Here is a 19,813-nt window from a genome sequence, read left to right as displayed (position 1 = left end):
ACACCTATATATTTATTGTTTGCTAGAATAATGATGGTATTGGAAAAGGAGTGCCAAATCCCCCCGGAGCTGTGCCAAAAATTTTTCGTGCAGAATCATTGAGTTGTCGTAGAAGGTTTTCTACCTTGTACAGTGCTTTTTCTTTCTCCTCTTCATCTTTGTCGTCGCAATGACACTTATTTTCATCAATTATACGGACTTTTTTGCTCATCTTTGTTTTTAGAGCTTCTTGCTGATTTTTAGTAAGAGTATCACCATCAAACTTAATCTCGATGATCTGTTCAATATTCTTCCATCTGGCAGATAACGCCGAGTTTTTTAGAACAACAAGATCCCAGATAACTATTTTCCTCGGGCCTAAATGTCTTGCTACGTCTCTGACCGCATATTTCACTGACGCCGGAGCCTGGGGGCCCCCGGGGAAAGTAGAACGTCCATCAGCACGGTTTTGGATCAGCTTACTCTTGTCTATTATGTAAGGAACTTCTGTAAGATAACATGGATCTTGCGGAGTCGCTCCTGCCCACGTGTCGCTTTGTCCACTCTGATTAAACTGTTGTGCAAAACACTTTTGACGAGGGCCTGTTTTTACTTTGTCGCCCGTTTTTGGTAGCTCTGAATTTACGCCTAAAAAGCGTCCCAATAGTTCTTGCGCAAGGCCAATAGCTGGAGCCTCTGTGAACATTTTAATTTTTTGTCGAAACTCACGGGCAACACGATTTCGACATTTACATATAGCATCACAAATTTTAGATTCCAATACGTTTTCTTTTAATGGGTTTTGGCATAACCCTGCCATATTTACCGTGTTCCGGTGATTCATAAATAGCTTATCTGTTAAACGGCAGGCTGGTTTTTTTTCAAAAAAAACATCAAATGAGTGTGATATCCAGTCAGTTTCCGCCATGTTTGTCCCGGAAATCATTCCGCCCATAGCACCTGGTTCGTCAAATACGCTTCGTGCAAACTGAGAGCCAACGATGGCAATCATATTTCCGCTATCGGCAGATACGCTGGTAGTTCCTTTTACCAGATCGGCTGAATAGGCTTCATTCTCGTAAGGAACCGGAGTTCCAAAAGGGGGAGTTTTGCATACATCTGGCAGAGTGTTATGACTGATACCTCCACTGCCTTTATGGCAAAGTGTCAGTCCGTTGATATTAATCGTTATTGCCATTCTCTTCTGCTCTCAGTCCTTTGGATACCACCACCGCTCCCCGCCGTTCATCATCTGAACTGGACAAAATCAGCGTATCAGCTCGTCTGGTTGAGTTCCGCATCTGCCACGATAATAATGCCATGTGTGTCAGTAAACTGGCACAACCCAAGTCTCCACTTGCCAGTACCGGTGTCTCTCTCTGATAATTTTCATACAGACTCCCGTTCAGTCTCAATAGAGTAAATCCCAGTTCATCAGAGCGATAAGGTTCGCCATTCACATCGCTGATGACATTCTTTACTGAGGTTGTCCCGGAAGTTTCCAGAGCCTTTAATGCCGCCTGAGTCAGCCCTTTCCCCAGACAGACACCATCACTCTGACAGGTGATCGGTTCATTTGCAGTTCCTGAATTACGAATAAAACACCAGGGCGAAATGTCTGATACTCCAGACATAATTGCCAGTGCCGCAGCACCTTCCGATGGGACTCGTCCATAAGGATTTGGGCGAGTATCCCCCCTGAAATATCGCAGGGAACCATGTAACAGGTTTTGCGCATCCAGCCACATAAGCGAAGAGGAGGGGAGCCAGGAATCCACAGCCATGAGTATTTCGATAGTATTACACTGATTTTGTCTGATGGTCTCTATTGCTGTGGCGATTTCAGCCTGTCCTCCATGCAGAACACAAATTTCACTATGATACCAGCCAGTATATTTTGCTATGGTTTCCCTGATTGCAGTCGCCACTCCCTCACTCATTGCAGGTCTGCTCAAAGGCGGAAGCAGCAGCCATATTCGTCCGGGTGTTATGGTCTTCAGCGCAGGCTGATGCCCTGTCAGTTCAGTCAGTACCTGTCGGGCCAGTTGTCGGAATCGCTCTTCCGGGGTTGCATAAATAATGTCAGGAAAATAACAGGCTTTAATCGGGTAACCACTGCGGTCCACGCACAGAGGATGTTTCCTCATCAGAGAAAAGTGAAGACGGAATGCAATATCGGCCAGCGGGAGCGTTGGCCCGGAAGGGAAAGTGCATGCGGCAGAGATAATGGCAGTCATAACAGAGCCTCCCATTCCGGAAACTGCGTGGGAAGTGTTTTGGTTCTGATGAAGAGACGTTTCTTTTCAGAGACTGTTGTGGATTCAAGCTGATTTACCTGATGATGGCAGGAGAGGGCTGTATGCCAGACAAGACTGACACGGGGAAAATCAGTTTCAAGGATGATAGTGTGCAGTTTCGCCTGATGTCTTATTACACTCCCATCATAAAACTGAGTTCTAAATGCCGGGACAATGCGGGGCAGTTCGAAAACAAGCAATCCATCTCTGCCATAACCTGGTGGTGTCAGGTTTCCCAGATAAACTGTTTCGCCACCTTTCAGCCTTCCTCCAGCGTACAGCGGTGGTGGTGTGCTTTGCCAGTAACGTTCATCCAGGTCTTCCGGCAGCAAAGGAGCCTGTTCCTGTTGCCAGCGTTCATCGTAAGTACCGGCAAACTGCAGACGCCCCGGCCAGTATCGTGGCAAGGCTCCAAATCCGGGTGTTTCGTCATCATAAAATTCAATATTAGGCAGGACTGATATCCCTATTTCCGGACAGGTTTCAACGGAAACGCCAAAAGGGTTAAAATTATCCTTACAGGAAGTAAGATATTTTCCCTGACTCATTCTGGTGTAATGAAGTGGCAATTTATCAAATGGCAATGGTTCTTTGTAGCGCTTACCATCCCAGATTCTGTCGCCGTAAATCCGGGCAAGCCGGGTAACATTACCGATTCTAAGTCCTACAGGTATTGTCGGGGCAGGTTTTCCATCAGGAGTCCAGGCATGTCCATTAAGAATAATGTCGGTAGCCATTTTTTCTGGGCCAAAATCGGTATCGTACAATAGTGTTTCGTTGTCACTATTAAGTACCGGGCCTGTATTAATAGGTAGTTGGGATGAAGATAACTGAGTTGTTCCATCAGGTCGAATGTCAAATGTGGCTTTAAGTGCAACAGTCCATATTTCTTCTCCCAGCCGGCCTCTGACCCAACTCCTTTCTACAGCATAAGAGGTTTGATTTTGTATTCGCCACATCCTGTTATCTCCGGTTAATCAAAACGTTTTATCCATTTTTCCAATTCAGCATCGTTGTCAAAGGGTTCCTTAAGCCCTAAAAATTTACGACCACGATAATCATTAAGTCGTACGGGACGAGTTAGCGCGGCAACTTTTCTATATCGTTCGGGAATGAAGTTATTATAATTATCTCCACACTGAGGCAGTGGTCCTGCTATTATAATAATTCCACCTTTCCATTTCTCAACATGACATTCGGGTTCTACTTGCTTTTTACAATATTTCAAACCACCCAGCTCTTCTACGATTCCATCACTCAGAATAGTAATCCAGTTAACTCCTTTAATTCCATTAAATTTCCCCTGTGCGGCATGCACAAAATCCACCCTGTTTAAATGATCAATTCCAGGATGACGTTGCATTAGGGAGTAATAATACTTTGCTCCAGTTCTGCCAATTGTAGGGCAGAAATAAAGACCAGCATTACCATGTGCAGGTTTTATCTTATTACACCACTGTAATGTCATGTCAAAAAGGGTATCAATATGCAGGTCGCTTTCATTCTTTTTTAGCGCCATTGTTGCCCAGACAGGTGAAAGCTCATTTTCTTCAAATGGCTGGCCCCAGAATAAACCATTCCACGGCGAGGCATTGAAAAGCCTCCCTTTCATGCGATCATCGAAAAACAAATACGGGTTATAGTGACCTTTATAATTATAGTTTTCAAGTTTTTTGCGCATTGTTGTAAGAAAGTTTGGTGTAATCTTCAATATTCTTCCAGTGGGCGGGAGTCCATAATAATTAATATGAGAGGTAAAGCGAGAGTAATAGTCTTCAAACAACGCTTCCAATTGAGGGTAGAGAATATGCGTATCCCTAGGTGGTATGTATATTTCTAGTCCGAGACTAATCCTGGCGGCTATTGCGTTTATACCTTTAATAGCGATATCGTCAAGTTTGCCTAATTCTTTTATCTGATCATCACTCAGTATATCCTGTGTTTTATTCACGTCCTGCATGCTTCACATCCTCTGATTATATAGGATGTCTGATTGTTTACCTGCCAAATAATATTATCCCCAGTATTAGTCCATCCTGTTTCGCCATTCCAGCGAATGCTCCGTATCCACTCCCCAGCATCCAAAAGCTTGTTTGCTCCGTATTGGTTTTAGTATTCTGGACATTATGCGGTAATCTTCTGGAACAGTTAATGGTTCACCATTTTCACACAACTGTGGATATTCAGATGCAGAAATAATTACACCGCCATCATACTTGTGAATTTGTGCGCTACTTCCTTGAATATTTTCTGAAACGGCATCATAACCACCTAATTCGTCTAAATAATCATTATCCAACAGATTAAGCCAGTTTGGAGAAAGAACGCCTCCCCCGGCTGGAACAGATTGAAGGAAATCGCATATTTCAATTCCGGGGAAATATCGTGACAGCGTACTTGCCATACCAAACGATTGACTTCTTTTTGACATATCATACGCTGGAAAAATACCAATGCCCGAAGTGCCATGCCTGGCTTTTAGTATTTCAGCCCAACGTAAATAAAGTTGTATCGGATGCTGTTCTGAATTTTCAGAAAACCAGGTAACAGGGACGCATAAATATAAATAACTGGTACCATGTGTTTCGGTAGTATCACCGACGCCGTTGATGCAATATGGCGACGATTCATATCTTATCCGTCCAGAATGGAAAGTCATCTGCCAACACCAGTCATCGGTTGGATAAGTTGAAGACCATTGTTGCAAATCATAATTCTCTGGGATTTTCTTCCACTGATGACCAGAGCTCGTCATCCATTTTAGTTTATTGCCACATAATGCCCAATATTCCTTACAAACCTTAATGGTTTTATTTCTGTATTCTTTCTTGTAACCATTAGGAAAGAAGAAACTGAAGTAATAAACAAAAGCAGAAAGATCATAACCATCTTTATCTCTGGGCACTAATTCGCTAATGTAATTTGAATCAAGTAGTGATTTTATTTTATCATTCATGATATTTTGTGCATTCTGATATGTTACGGGACAGGGAATAAGTTTCGAGGAGGGAAAAGGCGGCTCCCCTCAGATATTATAATATAGATTACCAGTGCTGCTCCAGTCAACCCTGTGAGTTTTTGCATTGTTTCATAAAACCCTTCTCTTTCTTCATCTGTTTCTGTTGCTTCATCAGTTTCATATTCTTGTTCTGATTCCTCTTTTGCACACAGACAAATTGTCGGTGATAATAATACGACTTTATCTGGTCCTGCTATCAGTCCATAATCCCTGATTTGAATTGGTCCCAGGCTTGATCGAACTTTATTTCAACGACAGCTTTAAGATTTGGTGCCGTCAAATCAGGAATTGCTGGATTACGCATTATTACTGCATCAGGGACCCGCACTTGATATATACCACCGTTAGCTTTTGCGGGTTTCAATTTTTCTATCTTCATTCGTTTAGGAAGATATTCACTAGGGCGTATTATACCATCCTTAAGTGCTTCTCTGTTAAGCAATGGTCTCGGTGGAGTTTTAGTCATATCATATGGAATTTCTGGTTTAATTGTATTGAAAGGATTTTTTTCATTTAAAAGAGTTGTTTCTACACAAAATTCTTTTAAGTCCGTCTTTCCTGATGCAGATGTTGTTGGGCTTGCATCACACGTGCAGATAACCTGGCAGAGATACTTCACTTCTGGCATCGCTTCAATTGGAGCCTGAATTTCTCCTGCCATATTCACCGTGTTCCGGTGATTCATAAACAACTTATCCGTCAGTCTGCATGCGGGTTTCTTTTCAAAAAACACATCAAACGAATGTGATATCCATTCAGTCTCAGCCATATTCGTCCCTGAGAGTATTCCCCCCATACTTCCTGCTTCATCAAACACACTGCGTGCAAATTGGGAGCCAACGTGTGCGATCATATTTCCGCCATCGGCAAATACGCTGGTAGTACCCTTTATCAGATCGGCAGAATAGGCTTCATTTTCATAGGGAACCGGGACGCCAAAAGGGGGAGTTTTGCACACATCAGGCAGTGTGTTATGGCTGATGCCGCCGCTGCCCTTATGGCATAATGTCAGCCCGTTGATATTAATCGTTATCATTTTCATCCATCCATGATGTGGGATTAATTCACTTCAATTCGCCCACCGGATAAGCGGTTTACACCCTCTGCATCGCTGAGGATGTACTCTCCCTTAATCACTACTTTTCCATTGGGGTAAAGTGTGATCTGCGATTTTCCGCAACTTAGAGTGATTTTCTGTTGTGCAGTGAATACCAGTTCATCCGGAATTCTGGGTCTTTTTTCATCTTTTAACTCTTTTTCATCCGATAGGTTTTCTTTTAATAATGTATGTTGCATCCTTGTTCCTTATTTATTTTTAAAAAGCCTACATTGATTTATTGCTGGCAGAGAAGATAGTTCAGAAAAGCGTCCTGAACGCATGAGCGCCAGGGGACGTAAATTCAGATAGCCATTTGCAATAACAGCCTTCAGACCTTCTGATGTTACGGGTTGCCCGCATAAATACGGTCTTTCGGAATTCAGATACCCCTGCTTAGCCTGCCACCAGCGATTAAACGCCGTTCTGTCCGGCCAGCTAACTCCTTGCTCCGGATCATTTTCCGGGATTTCCGTCGAGTTAGTATCTGCTGTCGGAGGGGGGACATCCTCTTTCTTAATTTGCCAGCCATCCCGTTCAGGCAGAGAACCCGTTATAGCCACGGTAGATAACATGCTTAAACGCGCATACCGTTGTTCATCAAAAAAGGCGGCAAGAGAAGGAATGTACTCTGCAAGACCTGACCACCCCATTGCCTGTATCAGTAAGCGGGTATCTTCTTTTTCTTCAGACAGCGTATTGATGAGTGCGCGTGGCTCACAGAGCGCGCACGCTAAAAGGTAACGAACAGCCTGTGTGCGAATATCCGTTTTTTTACTGCTTGCCAGCAGCAAAAGCTGTTCCCGGACGATTTCAATATATTCATCGGATAACGGGCGTAGGCAGAGGATCGCACGGCACCCTTGCAGAATGAGTGCCTCCTGGCCTGAAAAGAATACCTGCTTTATCGCCGCTACAAACAACGGGGAGTTATTTTTACGAAGAAACCAGAGTAGAAAATCGACACACTGCCCGTTTTCAAGCAGTGAGATAATTTTCTGTTGAGTAAATATTGGGGAAGAGGTTATCCCTTCCCTCATTACAGAGGCAAAAACCCGGCAGGCCGGGTGTGACATTATCAATGGCCATAATGCTGATGCTTCGGACATCCAGCCGGTCACGGCCAGTAGTGATGGTAAAAGACGAGGCATTCCCTGTACCAGTCCGAGGCATCCGGACAACAGAAATTCATCATCTGTATTTGCTGCAAAGGTAGCGACAGAAAATAACTCCCCCGGAGACAGTCGCTCCTGTAGTTGTCCCCGAAGATACTCTGACGTTTCCTCTTTCAGCAGCAACATACCGTCCAGATATGTCTGCATTCGCCTGTCAAACTGTAACAGACTGCTAAAATCATGGTGATATGATGACAGTAATACATTACGAAGACGATAATCCTGCGCCAGCATATCGGCGTATTGTTCTGCAAGCAGAGGCCGTACCGTTCGGGTTAACATGGTGTTACCTCTCTGGCATCAGTTGAAATGAACGGTACTGGCAACGCCCTTAATACTGTCGTCCGCCTTAAACTGGATTTTTACACCATTCAGCATGATGGTGCCGTCTTTGTTCATTTTCAGAACACATTCCCCAACTTTGATGGTCAGGCTGTCAGTTACCGTCAGGGTGTAATCTTTTCCAACCGTAATATTCTGTGACTTCTCTATTTTCTCCGTGTCGTCGCCGACTACCTTACTGTCCTGGTTATTACCCACCTCTTTTTTGCGATCATTGGTCACGTTCAGTGTCTGGTCATTGCCGACGCTTACGCTCTGGTCATGAGCCACCGTCACCGTCTGGTCATGACCGCCTTCCTTTTTACTCCCCACGCTGACAGTCTGTCCCACGCCCACCGTTACCTTCTGGTTGTTCTTCACCGTCTCCGTGTGGTCGTGGTCTACCGTGGTGGTTTTGTCGTGCAGCACCTCGGTGTCCATGTTCTTCTGCGCATGGATATAGACCTGCTCATTATCCGTCGCATCCTCAAAGCGCAGCTCGTTAAACCCGTCGCCCTTGTAGGTTTTCGAGCGGATGGTCATCTGTGTTTTCGTCCCCGGCAGGCTGCCCGGTGAACGGTTGTCCTGGTGGTAGGTGCGTCCCATGATGATGGGCTGGTCCGGGTCACCGTTGAGGAAGTCCACAATCACTTCCTGGCCCACGCGCGGAATGGCGAGGTGACCAAACCCGGTACCTGCCCAGGCCTGCGACACCCGTATCCAGCAGGAGCTGTCCTCATTTCCCGGACAGTAACGGTCCCAGTGAAAACGCACCCGCACGCGGCCATGCTCATCACAGAAGATTTCCTCGCCCGCGGGCCCGGTGACAATGGCGCTCTGGGGGCCGTCCACGGCGGGTTTGGGCAGGGGAGGGGCGCGCCAGGTTCTGTCGGCCGGGATGACATCAAAGTGGTTTTCCAGGGTGGTGCCTTCGTCAGGGCTGCCGTGCAGCGCCTGCGGCTGGCTGCCGTGCAGCGCCTGCGGCTGGCTGCCGGTCAGCACACAGCTCACTACCTGCCATTCACGGTTCAGCGTCCCTGAGGGATGTCCGGTCAGGGTGAAGCGTTTGCCCGGGCACAGTGCCGGTGAATGGCTGGTGCAGGCGGCGGTCTCCGTATCATGCCGCCAGCCTTCAGTCCGGTAGCGTGCAAACGCCCGGCCATGGGACTCGTCCTTGAAGCGGCCCGGATAATCAAAGATTTCATACCGGGTAAACTGGCCGTTGAGGTTTTCAGCGGCGTGGCTGTAATAACCCGGCCAGGCGGGTGTCCTGAAGGTGTAGTCCTGGATTTCAACGGAGGAGGGCCCGGTGCGCGCCCGGTACCGGAAACCGCTGATACAGGCGGTGGAGACTTCCGTGGCGGTATCAGGGTTAAAGGGTATCTCCCCCAGCGATGACACCCCGGCGGCATCGTCGCAGAGGACCAGTTTCTGCGCCGGGCCTTCCGGGGCGTGCCAGTCAAAGTAAAAGATACCTTCCTCCGCCCACAGGCGGGTCAGGAAGGCGAGGTCGGTTTCGCCGTACTGTACGCAGAACTCACGTGCCGGATGCGGGTCATAAAATACCGGTGTCCACGCCGTGACGCCGTTTTCACTGAGCAGGGTGGAGGAGATGGTCCGGATATCCTGCTGCTGGAAGATACGGAAGTTCTGTCGCAGGCCGCAGCGCCAGAGGGGAGGGACAATGGTGAGGTGATAGCGCATCTGCCAGTGGTTGTTTTCGCCGAGCGAGACTTCGCTGATGATACCGCTGACATGGCGCAGAGCCTCAGTTCCCTGCCAGAGGGTCAGTATGGCATTCTTTTCGAGGAAGTCGGCTGCCACAAGGTCAGGGAGGCCGCTGGCGATGTCGGCCTCAAGGACAAAAGGCGTGGAATGTGACTGGTAAAGGCTGAAGGCCGTGACAGCGGTGGCTGTCTGCATCAGCCCGTCGACTTCAAGAGTAAAACGCAGTCCTTTTGAAGACACAAAGACCTCCACCAGTGCAGATGAAAACGTATCCTGAGGGAACCGACATTGTGGTGGAGGGTAAAACAAACCCAATGACACAATACCGGACAAAATAATAAGCATGATTACTGTGTGAAACGGAATACTCTCTTTTGACAACCATTTTTTTGACTGATATCAAGTGAAGGGGATGATTTGCTGGAAAAGTTCACGAAAATGGTTGTACCGTACTCCATGCATTTGCGTGGTGAATTAATGCTTTGTTTTTATTAGTTTTATTTTTGTTTTCTGGTGTGATTATTCCGGGGCTGATTGTATCCGGCACGGGTATCTGGCTTTTGCTAAAACACCTTGCTGACTTTTACCCGTCGTTGTATCGTGACGCCGCATCTGCAAAATCAGGTGCCGGAGCTGGTACCCTGAAATACAAAACGCCCGATGATGTTCATCAGGCGTTTTACAGACAAAAAACTGTCAACCTATATCAGGACTAGTCAGTGCGTCCGGCTACACCTCAATGGTGGGCCGGACGGGGGCACCGTAAGGTGCGTCGGTTCCCTGTAACACCGGTAGTTCCAGCCCCGTTCAGTGCACTACCCATGAGACTGAAGCCTCTGGTGCCGGGTTTATAACCCGTTACAGGAGGCTGCCACTATGGCTACGAGCCCCCACCCGGATACCCCCGCTACTTTCGCTTCCCTCTGACACCGACTTCACCACGCTGGCCGATCATTGCGGCAGTGGCGATAAATTTAAACGTGCGGGATTCGTCAACGGCGGCTTTCTCCGTCTTACGGGGCAGGGAAGGGCAAACGCCGGACGCCAGCAGGCTACGCGCGGCATCGCGCTTTTTGCGGGCTTTCGCCAGCGTGACCAGCGGATAAGCGCCAGAAGCCAGGCGGATTTCTTTGCCGCCGAAGACATAGCGAAAATACCATAGCTTAGAGCCACTGGTGGATATCGTCAGGTACAGACCTTGTGCATCGGTGAGCTTATAGGATTTTGCGAGGGGTTGCGCGGCGCGGATCTTGCTGTCAGTTAACATGAGGGTCTCTCCGTTCATCGAACTGAATGAACCCGTAATCTGACCCCAGATTTTCCGGATACGCAGGGATAAACCAAAACGCATCTGGAAAGCTTTTTACGCTAACTTTTTGAATTACATACACATGGGAATTCACAGGGAGGCATAAAAAAGGAAAGGTGGTGCCCGGACTCGGAATCGAACCAAGGACACGGGGATTTTCAATCCCCTGCTCTACCGACTGAGCTATCCGGGCAACGGGGCGCATTAAACCGTAATCGCCTCGCTTCGTCAATGAAATTTCTTCAAATCAATGCAGACTGCACAATCTATCACCACTTTGTTGCTATTGCACGCAGAATCAGGCGAAAAACATCGCCCAGGCAGCAGAAATAGGCATTGCCAGCAACAGGGCGGGGAGCATATTCACCACCGGAAACATTTTGATTCCACATACGCGCAGGCCTGTTGCCACCAACAACAGTCCACCGACCGCGCTAAAGTCGCCCATCATGGCTGGTGTAGTCAGCGGAAGAATGAGGGTAGCGCAGGCGGCAAGCGTTAACTGGATAATTAACATTGGCGCGCAAATCGCGGAAACGGCGATACCAAGCGAGCAGGCGAAAATAATAGCGGTGAAAAAATCCAGAAAAGATTTAGCGATCAAGATGTTTGGATCGCCAGTCATCCCTTCATGCATCGCGCCGAAAATACCGGTGCCGCTGGCGCAAAACAGTACAATAATGGCAACGTAGCTTTGAATAAATGATTCGTGCGTCGGTTTTTTACCCGATGCCATAAAGATTTGTTGTATTTTCGCTACTGCGCTATTAATGCCTTTTTCCAGAAAACAAAACTCGCCGATAAGCGCGCCGACTAGCGTCGTAAGTACCATCACCGGAAGATTTGCGCACTTCATAACCAACAGAATACCAATCCCCAGAGAACACAAACCAAAAATAGACGTCATAGAAACACGAATCCGTTCTGGCAAACGTTGGCTTAGCAACGTGCCAAAAACGCCGCCGAATAAGATTGCGCCAGCGTTAATAAAAGGGCCAATTACCACAATAACTCCTGTTATTCATTTTTTAAATTGCCTTATTATCGCGCGATTAAGGGGGTTATGGCTTGATTATCTGTGACGTGCAACGCGCTGATTTTACCTTGCGCCATCTGGTGAAAGGTGCCATGATTGCGCAAAATTTCTCCTGCCAGCACAGGCCTCGCCGGGATGAACAGAGTGTCTTTATATTGTCTGCACTGTCGCCTGGCGGCGCGAGGCTTGCCCCTTCTTTTTATTTCCCTTGTGGTTCCTGCCATGCGGTAAGCCTGCGTATGTTTGCTGCAGGACATCAGTAAAATCAGAAAAACGTCTGCTTTTACTGATGTCTGGCGGTTGGAGCCGGTATCCAGTTTGCCACGGCGTCTTGTTGGGTAAGGCATTGATCCTTGCCCGGGATTACTCTATTCCCGAAACGGGTATTTGCACTTATGAAATCAATGAATATTGCCGCCAGCGATGGAATTATCTCCCGACTCTTTACCCATCGTAACGTGGTGGCGCTGGACAGTACTGACTTTACCGATGTGGCCGCTGTCGTCATTACGGTTACTGACAGCCGTAGCGGCATTCTGGCGCTGCTAAAACGCTCCGGCTTTCACCTGCCGGTATTTATGTTTACGGATGAGCGCGTCAGTGTCCCTGACGGCGTTGCCGCGGTAATAAGCGGCAATGCACAGGACTGGCTGGAACTGGAAAATGCGGCCCGTCGCTACGAAGAGAACCTCTTACCGCCCTTTTATGACACTCTGACCCAGTATGTCGACATGGGTAATCTTACCTTTGCTTGCCCTGGGCACCAGCATGGCGAATTCTTTAGAAAACATCCTGCGGGCCGTCATTTTTATGACTTCTTTGGTGCAAACTTGTTTCGTGCGGATATGTGTAATGCCGATGTAAAACTTGGCGATCTGCTTATTCACGAAGGTTCTGCCAAACATGCGCAGAAATTTGCGGCAAAAGTGTTTAATGCGGATAAAACCTACTTTGTGCTGAATGGCACCTCGGCGGCGAATAAGGTGGTCACGAATGCTCTGCTGACGCGCGGTGATCTGGTACTGTTCGATCGTAATAATCACAAGTCCAATCATCACGGCGCGCTCATCCAGGCTGGGGCGACGCCGGTCTATCTTGAAGCGGCGCGTAATCCATTCGGCTTTATTGGTGGTATTGATGCGCACTGTTTTGATGAGACATATCTGCGCAATCAGATCCGCGAAGCGGCGCCGGAAAAAGCTGACGCGCCGCGTCCGTTCCGCCTGGCGATCATTCAACTTGGTACCTACGACGGTACCATCTACAACGCTCGTCAAGTGGTGGATAAAATCGGACATCTTTGCGATTACATCCTGTTTGACTCCGCGTGGGTAGGCTATGAACAGTTTATCGGCATGATGGCGAACACCTCACCGTTGCTACTGGAACTGAATGAGAACGATCCGGGGATCTTCGTGACCCAGTCGGTACATAAGCAACAGGCGGGGTTCTCGCAAACTTCACAGATCCACAAAAAAGACAACCACATTCGCGGCCAGGCGCGTTTTTGCCCGCATAAACGCCTGAACAACGCCTTCATGTTGCACGCCTCGACCAGCCCGTTCTACCCGCTGTTTGCGGCGCTGGACATTAACGCCAAAATCCACGAAGGGGAAAGTGGTCGACGCCTGTGGGCGGAATGCGTGGCATTGGGTATTGAGGCGCGTAAAGCCATTCTCGCCCGTTGCAAACTGCTTCAGCCCTTTATCCCACCGGTGATTGACGGTAAGCCATGGCAGGCACATCCGACAAAGACCATTGCCAGCGATCGTCGTTTCTTCAGTTTTGAACCTGAGGCGAAATGGCATGGTTTTGAGGGGTATGCGGATGACCAGTATTTTGTCGATCCCTGTAAACTGTTGCTGACAACGCCAGGCATTGACGCCGACACCGGGCGGTATACCGAATTCGGCATTCCAGCGACCATTCTTGCCCACTATTTGCGTGAGAACGGTATTGTGCCGGAGAAATGCGATCTCAACTCGATTCTATTCTTATTGACGCCCGCCGAGAGTGAAGAGAAGTTGGCGAGGCTGGTCGCGATGCTGGCGCAATTTGAACGGCATATTGAAGACGATGCGCCGCTTGCGGAGGTATTGCCGACCGTGTTTCAGAAATACCCGGTACGCTACCGCGATTACACCCTGCGTAAGCTATGTCAGGAGATGCATGAGTTGTACGTTAGCTTTGACGTTAAAGATCTGCAAAAGGCGATGTTTCGCAAAGAGAGCCTGCCGCATGTGGCGATGAACCCGCAGGATGCCAACAGCGCCTTTATTCGCGGTTATGTCGAGTTGGTACGCATCCGCGATGCGGAAGGGCGTATTGCTGCCGAGGGGGCGCTACCGTATCCGCCGGGCGTACTATGCGTGGTGCCGGGTGAAGTGTGGTGCGGCGCGGCGCGGCGTTATTTTCTGGCGCTGGAAGAGGGCATCAATCTGTTGCCCGGCTTTTCGCCGGAATTGCAGGGGGTGTACAGCGAGACCGATACCGATGGGATTAAGCGGTTATACGGGTATGTCTTAAAATAGCGTTGTCTACAGGCCGGATGGGGCATTTACGCTGCATCCGGCCTATAGCACTGGGCTAATATTAATGCGCGACGGGTTGGGAGCCTGCCGGAACGCGAACGTGTTTATATTTGAACAGAGCCACGAAAGCGAAGGCCAGTACCAGAGAGTAGCCCGCAAAAATCAGCCATACAGTTTGCCAGTCGGTAATACCGTTTTGGGTGTAATACTCAACCACTTTACCGCTCACGATGCCGCCCAGGATACAGCCGAAGCCGTTGGTCATCATCAGGAACATTCCTTGCGCGCTGGCGCGGATTTCAGGGCGTACTTCTTTTTCAACAAACACCGAGCCGGAGATATTGAAGAAGTCGAAGGCGCAGCCGTAAACAATCATCGACAGCACCAGCAGAACGGTACCGAACGGTGTCGGGTCGCCGTAGGCGAACAGGCCGAAACGCAGCATCCACGCCACAATACTGATAAGCATAACGTTCTTAATACCATAACGGCTCAGGAAGAACGGGATGGTCAGGATGAATAACGTTTCAGAAATTTGCGAAATCGACATCATTACCGAGGCATGCTGCACGATAAAGCTATTGGCGAACAGCGGATCTTTATCAAAGCTATGCAGGAAGGTGTTGCCAAACATGTTGGTGATCTGGAGTTCCGCGCCCAGCATCATGGAGAAGATGAAGAAAATCGCCATCCGCTTATTTTTAAACAATGCAAAGGCGTCAAGACCGAGCATCGATGCCCAGCTCTGATTTTTCTGCTGGTTTGCCACCGGAATGTGCGGCAGGGTAAACGTAAACAGTACCAACAGAACGGAAAGCGTCGCGCCGATATAAAGCTGCATATGGCTCAGCTCGAAACCGGAGAAACTCACGCCCCACATCGCCAGAATAAAACCAATCGTGCCCCAGATACGGATAGGCGGGAAGTCAGTCACAATATCCATGCCAGCCGATTGCAGGCGGTAATACGATATTGTGTTGATCAAGCCCAGCGTCGGCATATAGGCCAACGAGTTAAGCAGGATCACAAAGAACATCGCCCCTGGCGTAGTGACTTCTGCGGCCATAAACAGGGTAACGGCACCGACCACATGACACAGGGCATAGACCCATTTCGCGCTCAGCCATTTATCAGCCACAATTCCTAGCAAGGTCGGCATAAAGACGGCGGCAATCCCCAGCGAACTATAAACTGCGCCAATAGATGCGCCGTCAAATTTTAAGGTGACGAACATATACGAGCCCAGGGTAGTGAGCCAGCTTCCCCACAGACAGAACTGCAGAAAAGAGAGTATTTTAAGCTGCAGCTTAAGATTCATGTTAATTTCCTCACACCTGAGAGCAGATGAATGTTTCAGCAGGCACATTTGCCGTTGTGATTTGGTGTGATTCTATCAATGAGAGGCGAGGTTTTTTTGTTACCTGTGACAAATATTTGCAAACAATTTCTGATTGCAACGTAAAAAAGTGACGGAGTTAACACTTTTCGCCTTCCCGCCCCTGTTATGTGACCAGACAGAGGCGAGAAATACTGATTTATCGACGGCGATACGACCGCTGGGCAGAATTCACCTTATACAAATAGCGGCGCGACTCCGCAGAAGGGTGTCGGGTGGTTAATACCTGGTACACATCTCCTGGCGACATGCGGTTAATAATATTTGCGGCCTGAATCTTATCGTTCGAGAAAACGCGCAATACGCTGCCTGCGCCGCCGTTATAAGCGGTAATGACCGCATAACGCCGCGATGTCGGATTATCGATACCGCTCAGATAGACATTGTTCAGCATTGCCAGATACGCCGTACCAGTATCGATATTGCTGGCGGGGTCGAACAGGAAGCTGCGGCTTGGTGTACCGGACTTGCCCTGCGAGCGGAAAACATCTTTCCCGGCGCTGTGCTGCACCACTTGCATCAGACCCAGCGCGTCCGCGTGGCTGACTGCATACGGGTTAAATGAGGATTCCGTTTGCATAATCGCCAGAATCAGCGACTCGTCAACGCCGTATTTACGGGAGGCCTGGCGCACCATACCCATGTATTTATGCGCGCGTTTATCGAGGTGGTTAGGCACCAGATTAATGGTGACGCTGTAAATAATGCGCAGGCCGTTGCTGCGGCTTTTGAGGCGCGTTTTCAGCAAGTAATCCGCGAATGTGGTGGCGCGACCTTCCCAGCGAATGGGCTGACCGGTATTGTCGACGACCTGACCATACAGGAAGGGTTCTTTAGAAATCTTAATATCATCAACATCAGAGTAGAGGTCGACAGAGGTCGGATCGTCACCCATGAGCAAGGTTTTAATAATAGCCCGGCGCAAATGTGCTGCAGGTTCCGTTCCGGCAATGGTTTCAACGGTGATGGTCCCGTCATCAAAGTTGATATGGCTGCGGGTCTGGAACTGATCGGTATACTTGACGTAGTCCTTCGGCCCCGCGATCAGAACTTCCTTATATCCCCACAGATTTTCAATGTTGTTGGCAAATTGCCCCATTAAAATATCAAAGCCGTTGGTATCCTTGACCCAGGCTTCATTGTACGTCTCGCCTTTTTTGGTCGAACTGGAACAGGAGATGAGCAACGGCGCAATAACAGCAAGCGCGAGTAATTTTTTCATCATTCCGGGAGTGCGTGTTGTGTTGTCGGTATGCCATTTTTCCGGGTAACGGCGCTAAGCGCTTATCCGGCATGGTTCACAGGCCGAGTAAGCGCAGCGCCATTCGGCAACAGCCTATTTTTTATCTTCCGGCGTATAACCTTCGATATGAACGTCTTTGCCTTCGAACAGGAAGCTCACCATCTCCTGCTCCAGCAGTTTACGGTGCTCGGCGTTCATCATGTTGAGCTTTTTCTCATTAATCAACATGGTCTGCTTATGCTGCCACTGCGCCCACGCGTCCTTAGAGATCTCGTTATAGATACGTTTGCCCAGTTCGCCGGGGTAAAGCTGAAAATCCTGTCCTTCAGCGTCACGTTGCAGGTAAGTACAAAAAATCGTTCTGCTCATAAGTCATCCTCTTTATCGACCGGGGCGTTAAGCCGGCGCGCCGGTACGTAACTGCTGTAACAAGCGCTCCACGGGGGCCGCCAGCCCGACTGACGGCGGTTGCGCTAAGTTATACCAGAGCGAGCCGCCTTCATCCATGCAGGCATCCAGTGACGACACAGGAAGCCACATAGGCACAATATCCAGATGGAAATGGCTAAACGTATGGCGAAACGCGTTAAGCTGGGTCAAATTATCAGCGTGAACATGCCGTTGCGCCAGCCATTCGCGCAATTCATCTTCACTGGCGAACTGCGGGAAGCAGTACAATCCGCCCCACAAACCGCTGGGAGGACGCTGCGCCAGCAAAATCTCCTTATTATGCTGTAGCAGTAAGAAGTAACCGGTACGCTCTGGTAGTGTCTGTTTCGGTTTCTTACCCGGATAGCGCGACCAGCTTTCATTCGCGGCGGCGATACAACCACTTTGCAGCGGACACAGGGAACACTTTGGCTTCGAACGCGTGCAAACCATTGCGCCCAGATCCATCATCGCCTGATTAAATCGCTCCACGCCGTGGGCGGGCGTCACCTGTTCACTCAACGACCACAGCGCATTTTCCACCTCTTTTTTCCCAGGCCAGCCGCTAATAGCATAACAGCGAGCCAGTACGCGTTTAACATTTCCATCAAGAATCGGATAATGTTTACCTAATGCCAGGGAGAGGACTGCGCCTGCGGTTGAACGCCCGACGCCGGGTAGTGCTGCGACTTCGTCAAAAGTTTGCGGAAATTTTCCGCCGTGTAACGCTACAACCTGTTGCGCTGCTTTATGCAGGTTACGCGCCCGGGCGTAATAGCCGAGCCCGGTCCATAAATGGAGCACTTCATCCAGCGGTGCCTTCGCTAAATCCGTCACCGTGGGGAAGCGCGCCATAAACCGCTCAAAATAGGGGATAACCGTCGTCACTTGCGTTTGTTGCAACATGACTTCCGAGAGCCATACTTTGTAAGGCGACTTGTTCATTTGCCAGGGCAGCGTTTTCCGCCCGTATTTGTCGTACCAGTCCAGAACCTGGGCTGAAAATTGAGACGCTTGCATGGAGACCCATTCGTCATTGCCGGGGTCAAGATTGCAGCACAGAGGCCGCTGGGTGTAAACCGGAACTTTCCGCAGTGCGCTTCATGCTTGCATCCGGCAACTAACTTTGGATAATGCCCGTTTTCAGAACTCAAACACAGCAGACTACACTTTTATGAAAAACGACGTCATTTCACCGGAATTTGATGAAAACGGCCGCCCACTGCGCCGGATTCGTAGTTTTGTTCGCCGCCAGGGGCGGCTGACAAAAGGGCAAGAGCACGCGCTGGAAAACTACTGGCCGGTGATGGGCGTTGAGTTTAGCGAAGAACCTGTGGATTTTGCCGGGTTATTTGGCCGTGAATCACCGGTGACCCTGGAGATCGGTTTTGGCATGGGGGCATCGCTGGTGGCGATGGCAAAAGCGCGCCCGGAGCAGAATTTCCTCGGCATTGAAGTGCATTCTCCTGGCGTTGGCGCATGTCTGGCGTCCGCCCATGAAGAGGGCGTTGAAAACCTGCGCGTCATGTGTCATGACGCGGTTGAGGTGCTGCATAAAATGATTCCTGACAATTCGTTATCTATGGTTCAGCTCTTTTTCCCTGACCCGTGGCATAAAGCGCGTCATAATAAACGCCGTATCGTTCAGGTGCCGTTTGCCGAACTGGTATTAAGCAAGCTGAAATTGGGCGGCGTTTTCCATATGGCGACCGACTGGGAAGCGTATGCGGAACACATGCTTGAAGTGATGTCTTCTATCGACGGGTACAAAAATCTGTCAGAGAGCAACGATTATGTACCGCGTCCGGCATCGCGCCCGGTAACGAAATTTGAACAACGTGGCCATCGTCTTGGTCATGGCGTATGGGATTTAATGTTCGAGAGGGTGAAATAATGGCAAAGAACCGTAGTCGTCGTCTGCGTAAAAAAATGCACATTGACGAATTCCAGGAATTAGGTTTTTCGGTAGCATGGCGTTTTCCGGAAGGTACATCTGAGGAGCAGGTCGATAAAATCGTTGATGATTTTATTAATGACGTCATTGAGCCTAATAAACTGGCGTTTGACGGTAGCGGCTACCTGGCCTGGGAAGGGCTGATCTGTATGCAGGAAATAGGTAAATGCACCGAAGAGCATCAGGCGATTGTGCGTAAATGGCTGGAAGCGCGCAACCTCGAAGAAGTCCGCACCAGCGAACTTTTCGACGTTTGGTGGGACTAATGAGTACAGGGTCGGCATATGCCGGCCCGATTTG

The 19,813-nt window shown here is 49.1% G+C and carries 19 protein-coding genes, 1 tRNA gene and 1 pseudogene; 5 read left to right on the top strand and 16 right to left on the bottom strand.

Annotated features, from left to right (window positions below):
• Positions 1-22: 22 nt before the first annotated feature.
• The 9 genes from SBG_RS23200 to SBG_RS14025 form a co-directional block, all read right to left on the bottom strand.
• Positions 23-1,177, bottom strand: a complete 1,155-nt coding sequence (locus SBG_RS23200) for a DUF4150 domain-containing protein (protein WP_015703008.1) — start codon at positions 1,175-1,177, stop codon at positions 23-25.
• Positions 1,161-2,216 (bottom strand): hypothetical protein, encoded by a 1,056-nt coding sequence (locus SBG_RS14055; protein ID WP_000125167.1) that lies wholly within the window; start codon positions 2,214-2,216, stop codon positions 1,161-1,163. The genes SBG_RS23200 and SBG_RS14055 overlap by 17 nt, the downstream gene beginning before the upstream one ends.
• Complete coding sequence (locus tag SBG_RS14050; RefSeq protein WP_000269028.1) at positions 2,213-3,235, bottom strand: DUF2169 family type VI secretion system accessory protein; 1,023 nt, start codon at positions 3,233-3,235, stop codon at positions 2,213-2,215. Before SBG_RS14050 ends, SBG_RS14055 begins: the two co-directional genes overlap by 4 nt.
• Positions 3,236-3,249: 14 nt before the next feature.
• Entirely contained in the window at positions 3,250-4,236 is a 987-nt protein-coding gene (locus SBG_RS21115; protein ID WP_001154409.1) for a type VI immunity family protein, read from the bottom strand.
• Positions 4,237-4,302: 66 nt separating this feature from the next.
• The gene (locus SBG_RS22020) at positions 4,303-5,232 is read right to left on the bottom strand and encodes a type VI immunity family protein (protein ID WP_015703007.1); all 930 of its coding nucleotides are present in this window, start codon (positions 5,230-5,232) and stop codon (positions 4,303-4,305) included.
• Between the two features lie 259 nt (positions 5,233-5,491).
• Positions 5,492-6,331, bottom strand: coding sequence for a DUF4150 domain-containing protein (locus SBG_RS23195; RefSeq protein WP_015703006.1), 840 nt, complete (start codon positions 6,329-6,331; stop codon positions 5,492-5,494).
• 23 nt (positions 6,332-6,354) lie between these two features.
• The gene (locus tag SBG_RS14035) at positions 6,355-6,591 is read right to left on the bottom strand and encodes a hypothetical protein (RefSeq protein WP_001164882.1); all 237 of its coding nucleotides are present in this window, start codon (positions 6,589-6,591) and stop codon (positions 6,355-6,357) included.
• 9 nt (positions 6,592-6,600) lie between these two features.
• Positions 6,601-7,848, bottom strand: a complete 1,248-nt coding sequence (locus SBG_RS14030) for a hypothetical protein (RefSeq protein ID WP_000957979.1) — start codon at positions 7,846-7,848, stop codon at positions 6,601-6,603.
• An 18-nt stretch (positions 7,849-7,866) separates the two neighbouring features.
• Positions 7,867-9,855 (bottom strand): type VI secretion system Vgr family protein, encoded by a 1,989-nt coding sequence (locus tag SBG_RS14025; RefSeq protein WP_000095505.1) that lies wholly within the window; start codon positions 9,853-9,855, stop codon positions 7,867-7,869.
• Between the two features lie 242 nt (positions 9,856-10,097).
• Between SBG_RS14025 and SBG_RS14020 the strand changes: the two genes are divergently transcribed.
• Entirely contained in the window at positions 10,098-10,331 is a 234-nt protein-coding gene (locus SBG_RS14020) for a hypothetical protein (RefSeq protein ID WP_000479516.1), read from the top strand.
• Between the two features lie 242 nt (positions 10,332-10,573).
• On the opposite strand, the pseudogene SBG_RS14015 reads toward SBG_RS14020, so the two are convergent.
• From SBG_RS14015 to SBG_RS14005, 3 genes and pseudogenes are all read right to left on the bottom strand, one after another.
• Positions 10,574-10,882 (bottom strand): annotated as a pseudogene (locus SBG_RS14015) (Arm DNA-binding domain-containing protein); the annotation flags it as partial.
• Positions 10,883-11,041: 159 nt separating this feature from the next.
• Positions 11,042-11,117, bottom strand: a tRNA-Phe gene (locus tag SBG_RS14010).
• A gap of 105 nt (positions 11,118-11,222) precedes the next feature.
• Positions 11,223-11,930 carry a DUF554 domain-containing protein gene (locus tag SBG_RS14005; protein WP_000234460.1) on the bottom strand — a complete coding sequence of 236 codons (708 nt, stop codon included), beginning with the start codon at positions 11,928-11,930 and terminating at the stop codon, positions 11,223-11,225.
• Positions 11,931-11,992: 62 nt separating this feature from the next.
• On the opposite strand from SBG_RS14005, the gene SBG_RS22885 reads away from it, so the two are divergent.
• Both SBG_RS22885 and SBG_RS13995 read left to right on the top strand, forming a co-directional pair.
• On the top strand, positions 11,993-12,223 hold the full coding sequence (locus tag SBG_RS22885; protein WP_162470499.1) for a hypothetical protein: 231 nt from the start codon (positions 11,993-11,995) through the stop codon (positions 12,221-12,223).
• A gap of 132 nt (positions 12,224-12,355) precedes the next feature.
• Positions 12,356-14,491 (top strand): ornithine decarboxylase, encoded by a 2,136-nt coding sequence (locus SBG_RS13995; protein WP_000839714.1) that lies wholly within the window; start codon positions 12,356-12,358, stop codon positions 14,489-14,491.
• A 61-nt stretch (positions 14,492-14,552) separates the two neighbouring features.
• Here the strand turns inward: SBG_RS13995 and SBG_RS13990 are convergent, their stop codons facing one another.
• From SBG_RS13990 to mutY, 4 genes are all read right to left on the bottom strand, one after another.
• Entirely contained in the window at positions 14,553-15,809 is a 1,257-nt protein-coding gene (locus tag SBG_RS13990) for a nucleoside permease (RefSeq protein WP_001049807.1), read from the bottom strand.
• Between the two features lie 217 nt (positions 15,810-16,026).
• The gene (gene mltC / locus SBG_RS13985) at positions 16,027-17,112 is read right to left on the bottom strand and encodes a membrane-bound lytic murein transglycosylase MltC (protein WP_000976284.1); all 1,086 of its coding nucleotides are present in this window, start codon (positions 17,110-17,112) and stop codon (positions 16,027-16,029) included.
• 111 nt (positions 17,113-17,223) lie between these two features.
• On the bottom strand, positions 17,224-17,499 hold the full coding sequence (locus SBG_RS13980) for an oxidative damage protection protein (RefSeq protein WP_000091706.1): 276 nt from the start codon (positions 17,497-17,499) through the stop codon (positions 17,224-17,226).
• Positions 17,500-17,526: 27 nt separating this feature from the next.
• The gene (gene mutY / locus SBG_RS13975) at positions 17,527-18,579 is read right to left on the bottom strand and encodes an A/G-specific adenine glycosylase (protein ID WP_001148964.1); all 1,053 of its coding nucleotides are present in this window, start codon (positions 18,577-18,579) and stop codon (positions 17,527-17,529) included.
• Between the two features lie 154 nt (positions 18,580-18,733).
• On the opposite strand from mutY, the gene trmB reads away from it, so the two are divergent.
• Both trmB and SBG_RS13965 read left to right on the top strand, forming a co-directional pair.
• Positions 18,734-19,453, top strand: coding sequence for a tRNA (guanosine(46)-N7)-methyltransferase TrmB (trmB, locus tag SBG_RS13970; RefSeq protein WP_015703004.1), 720 nt, complete (start codon positions 18,734-18,736; stop codon positions 19,451-19,453).
• Positions 19,453-19,779, top strand: a complete 327-nt coding sequence (locus tag SBG_RS13965) for a YggL family protein (RefSeq protein WP_001107573.1) — start codon at positions 19,453-19,455, stop codon at positions 19,777-19,779. Before trmB ends, SBG_RS13965 begins: the two co-directional genes overlap by 1 nt.
• Positions 19,780-19,813: the final 34 nt, after the last annotated feature.

Origin of the sequence: Salmonella bongori NCTC 12419, from assembly GCF_000252995.1 — a bacterium.
GTDB lineage: Bacteria > Pseudomonadota > Gammaproteobacteria > Enterobacterales > Enterobacteriaceae > Salmonella > Salmonella bongori.
This window is presented reverse-complemented; position numbering and strand designations above follow the sequence as displayed.

What these genes read in the sequence shown, in the direction of transcription:
- SBG_RS14050 (WP_000269028.1), bottom strand. Translation starts at nt 3,235, where the DNA reads ATGTGGCGAATACAAAATCAAACCTCTTATGCTGTAGAAAGGAGTTGG.
- SBG_RS23200 (WP_015703008.1), bottom strand. Translation starts at nt 1,177, where the DNA reads ATGGCAATAACGATTAATATCAACGGACTGACACTTTGCCATAAAGGC.
- SBG_RS21115 (WP_001154409.1), bottom strand. Translation starts at nt 4,236, where the DNA reads ATGCAGGACGTGAATAAAACACAGGATATACTGAGTGATGATCAGATA.
- mltC (WP_000976284.1), bottom strand. Translation starts at nt 17,112, where the DNA reads ATGATGAAAAAATTACTCGCGCTTGCTGTTATTGCGCCGTTGCTCATC.
- SBG_RS14030 (WP_000957979.1), bottom strand. Translation starts at nt 7,848, where the DNA reads ATGTTAACCCGAACGGTACGGCCTCTGCTTGCAGAACAATACGCCGAT.
- SBG_RS13965 (WP_001107573.1), top strand. Translation starts at nt 19,453, where the DNA reads ATGGCAAAGAACCGTAGTCGTCGTCTGCGTAAAAAAATGCACATTGAC.
- SBG_RS14055 (WP_000125167.1), bottom strand. Translation starts at nt 2,216, where the DNA reads ATGACTGCCATTATCTCTGCCGCATGCACTTTCCCTTCCGGGCCAACG.
- SBG_RS22020 (WP_015703007.1), bottom strand. Translation starts at nt 5,232, where the DNA reads ATGAATGATAAAATAAAATCACTACTTGATTCAAATTACATTAGCGAA.
- SBG_RS23195 (WP_015703006.1), bottom strand. Translation starts at nt 6,331, where the DNA reads ATGATAACGATTAATATCAACGGGCTGACATTATGCCATAAGGGCAGC.
- mutY (WP_001148964.1), bottom strand. Translation starts at nt 18,579, where the DNA reads ATGCAAGCGTCTCAATTTTCAGCCCAGGTTCTGGACTGGTACGACAAA.
- trmB (WP_015703004.1), top strand. Translation starts at nt 18,734, where the DNA reads ATGAAAAACGACGTCATTTCACCGGAATTTGATGAAAACGGCCGCCCA.
- SBG_RS13990 (WP_001049807.1), bottom strand. Translation starts at nt 15,809, where the DNA reads ATGAATCTTAAGCTGCAGCTTAAAATACTCTCTTTTCTGCAGTTCTGT.
- SBG_RS13995 (WP_000839714.1), top strand. Translation starts at nt 12,356, where the DNA reads ATGAAATCAATGAATATTGCCGCCAGCGATGGAATTATCTCCCGACTC.
- SBG_RS14035 (WP_001164882.1), bottom strand. Translation starts at nt 6,591, where the DNA reads ATGCAACATACATTATTAAAAGAAAACCTATCGGATGAAAAAGAGTTA.
- SBG_RS13980 (WP_000091706.1), bottom strand. Translation starts at nt 17,499, where the DNA reads ATGAGCAGAACGATTTTTTGTACTTACCTGCAACGTGACGCTGAAGGA.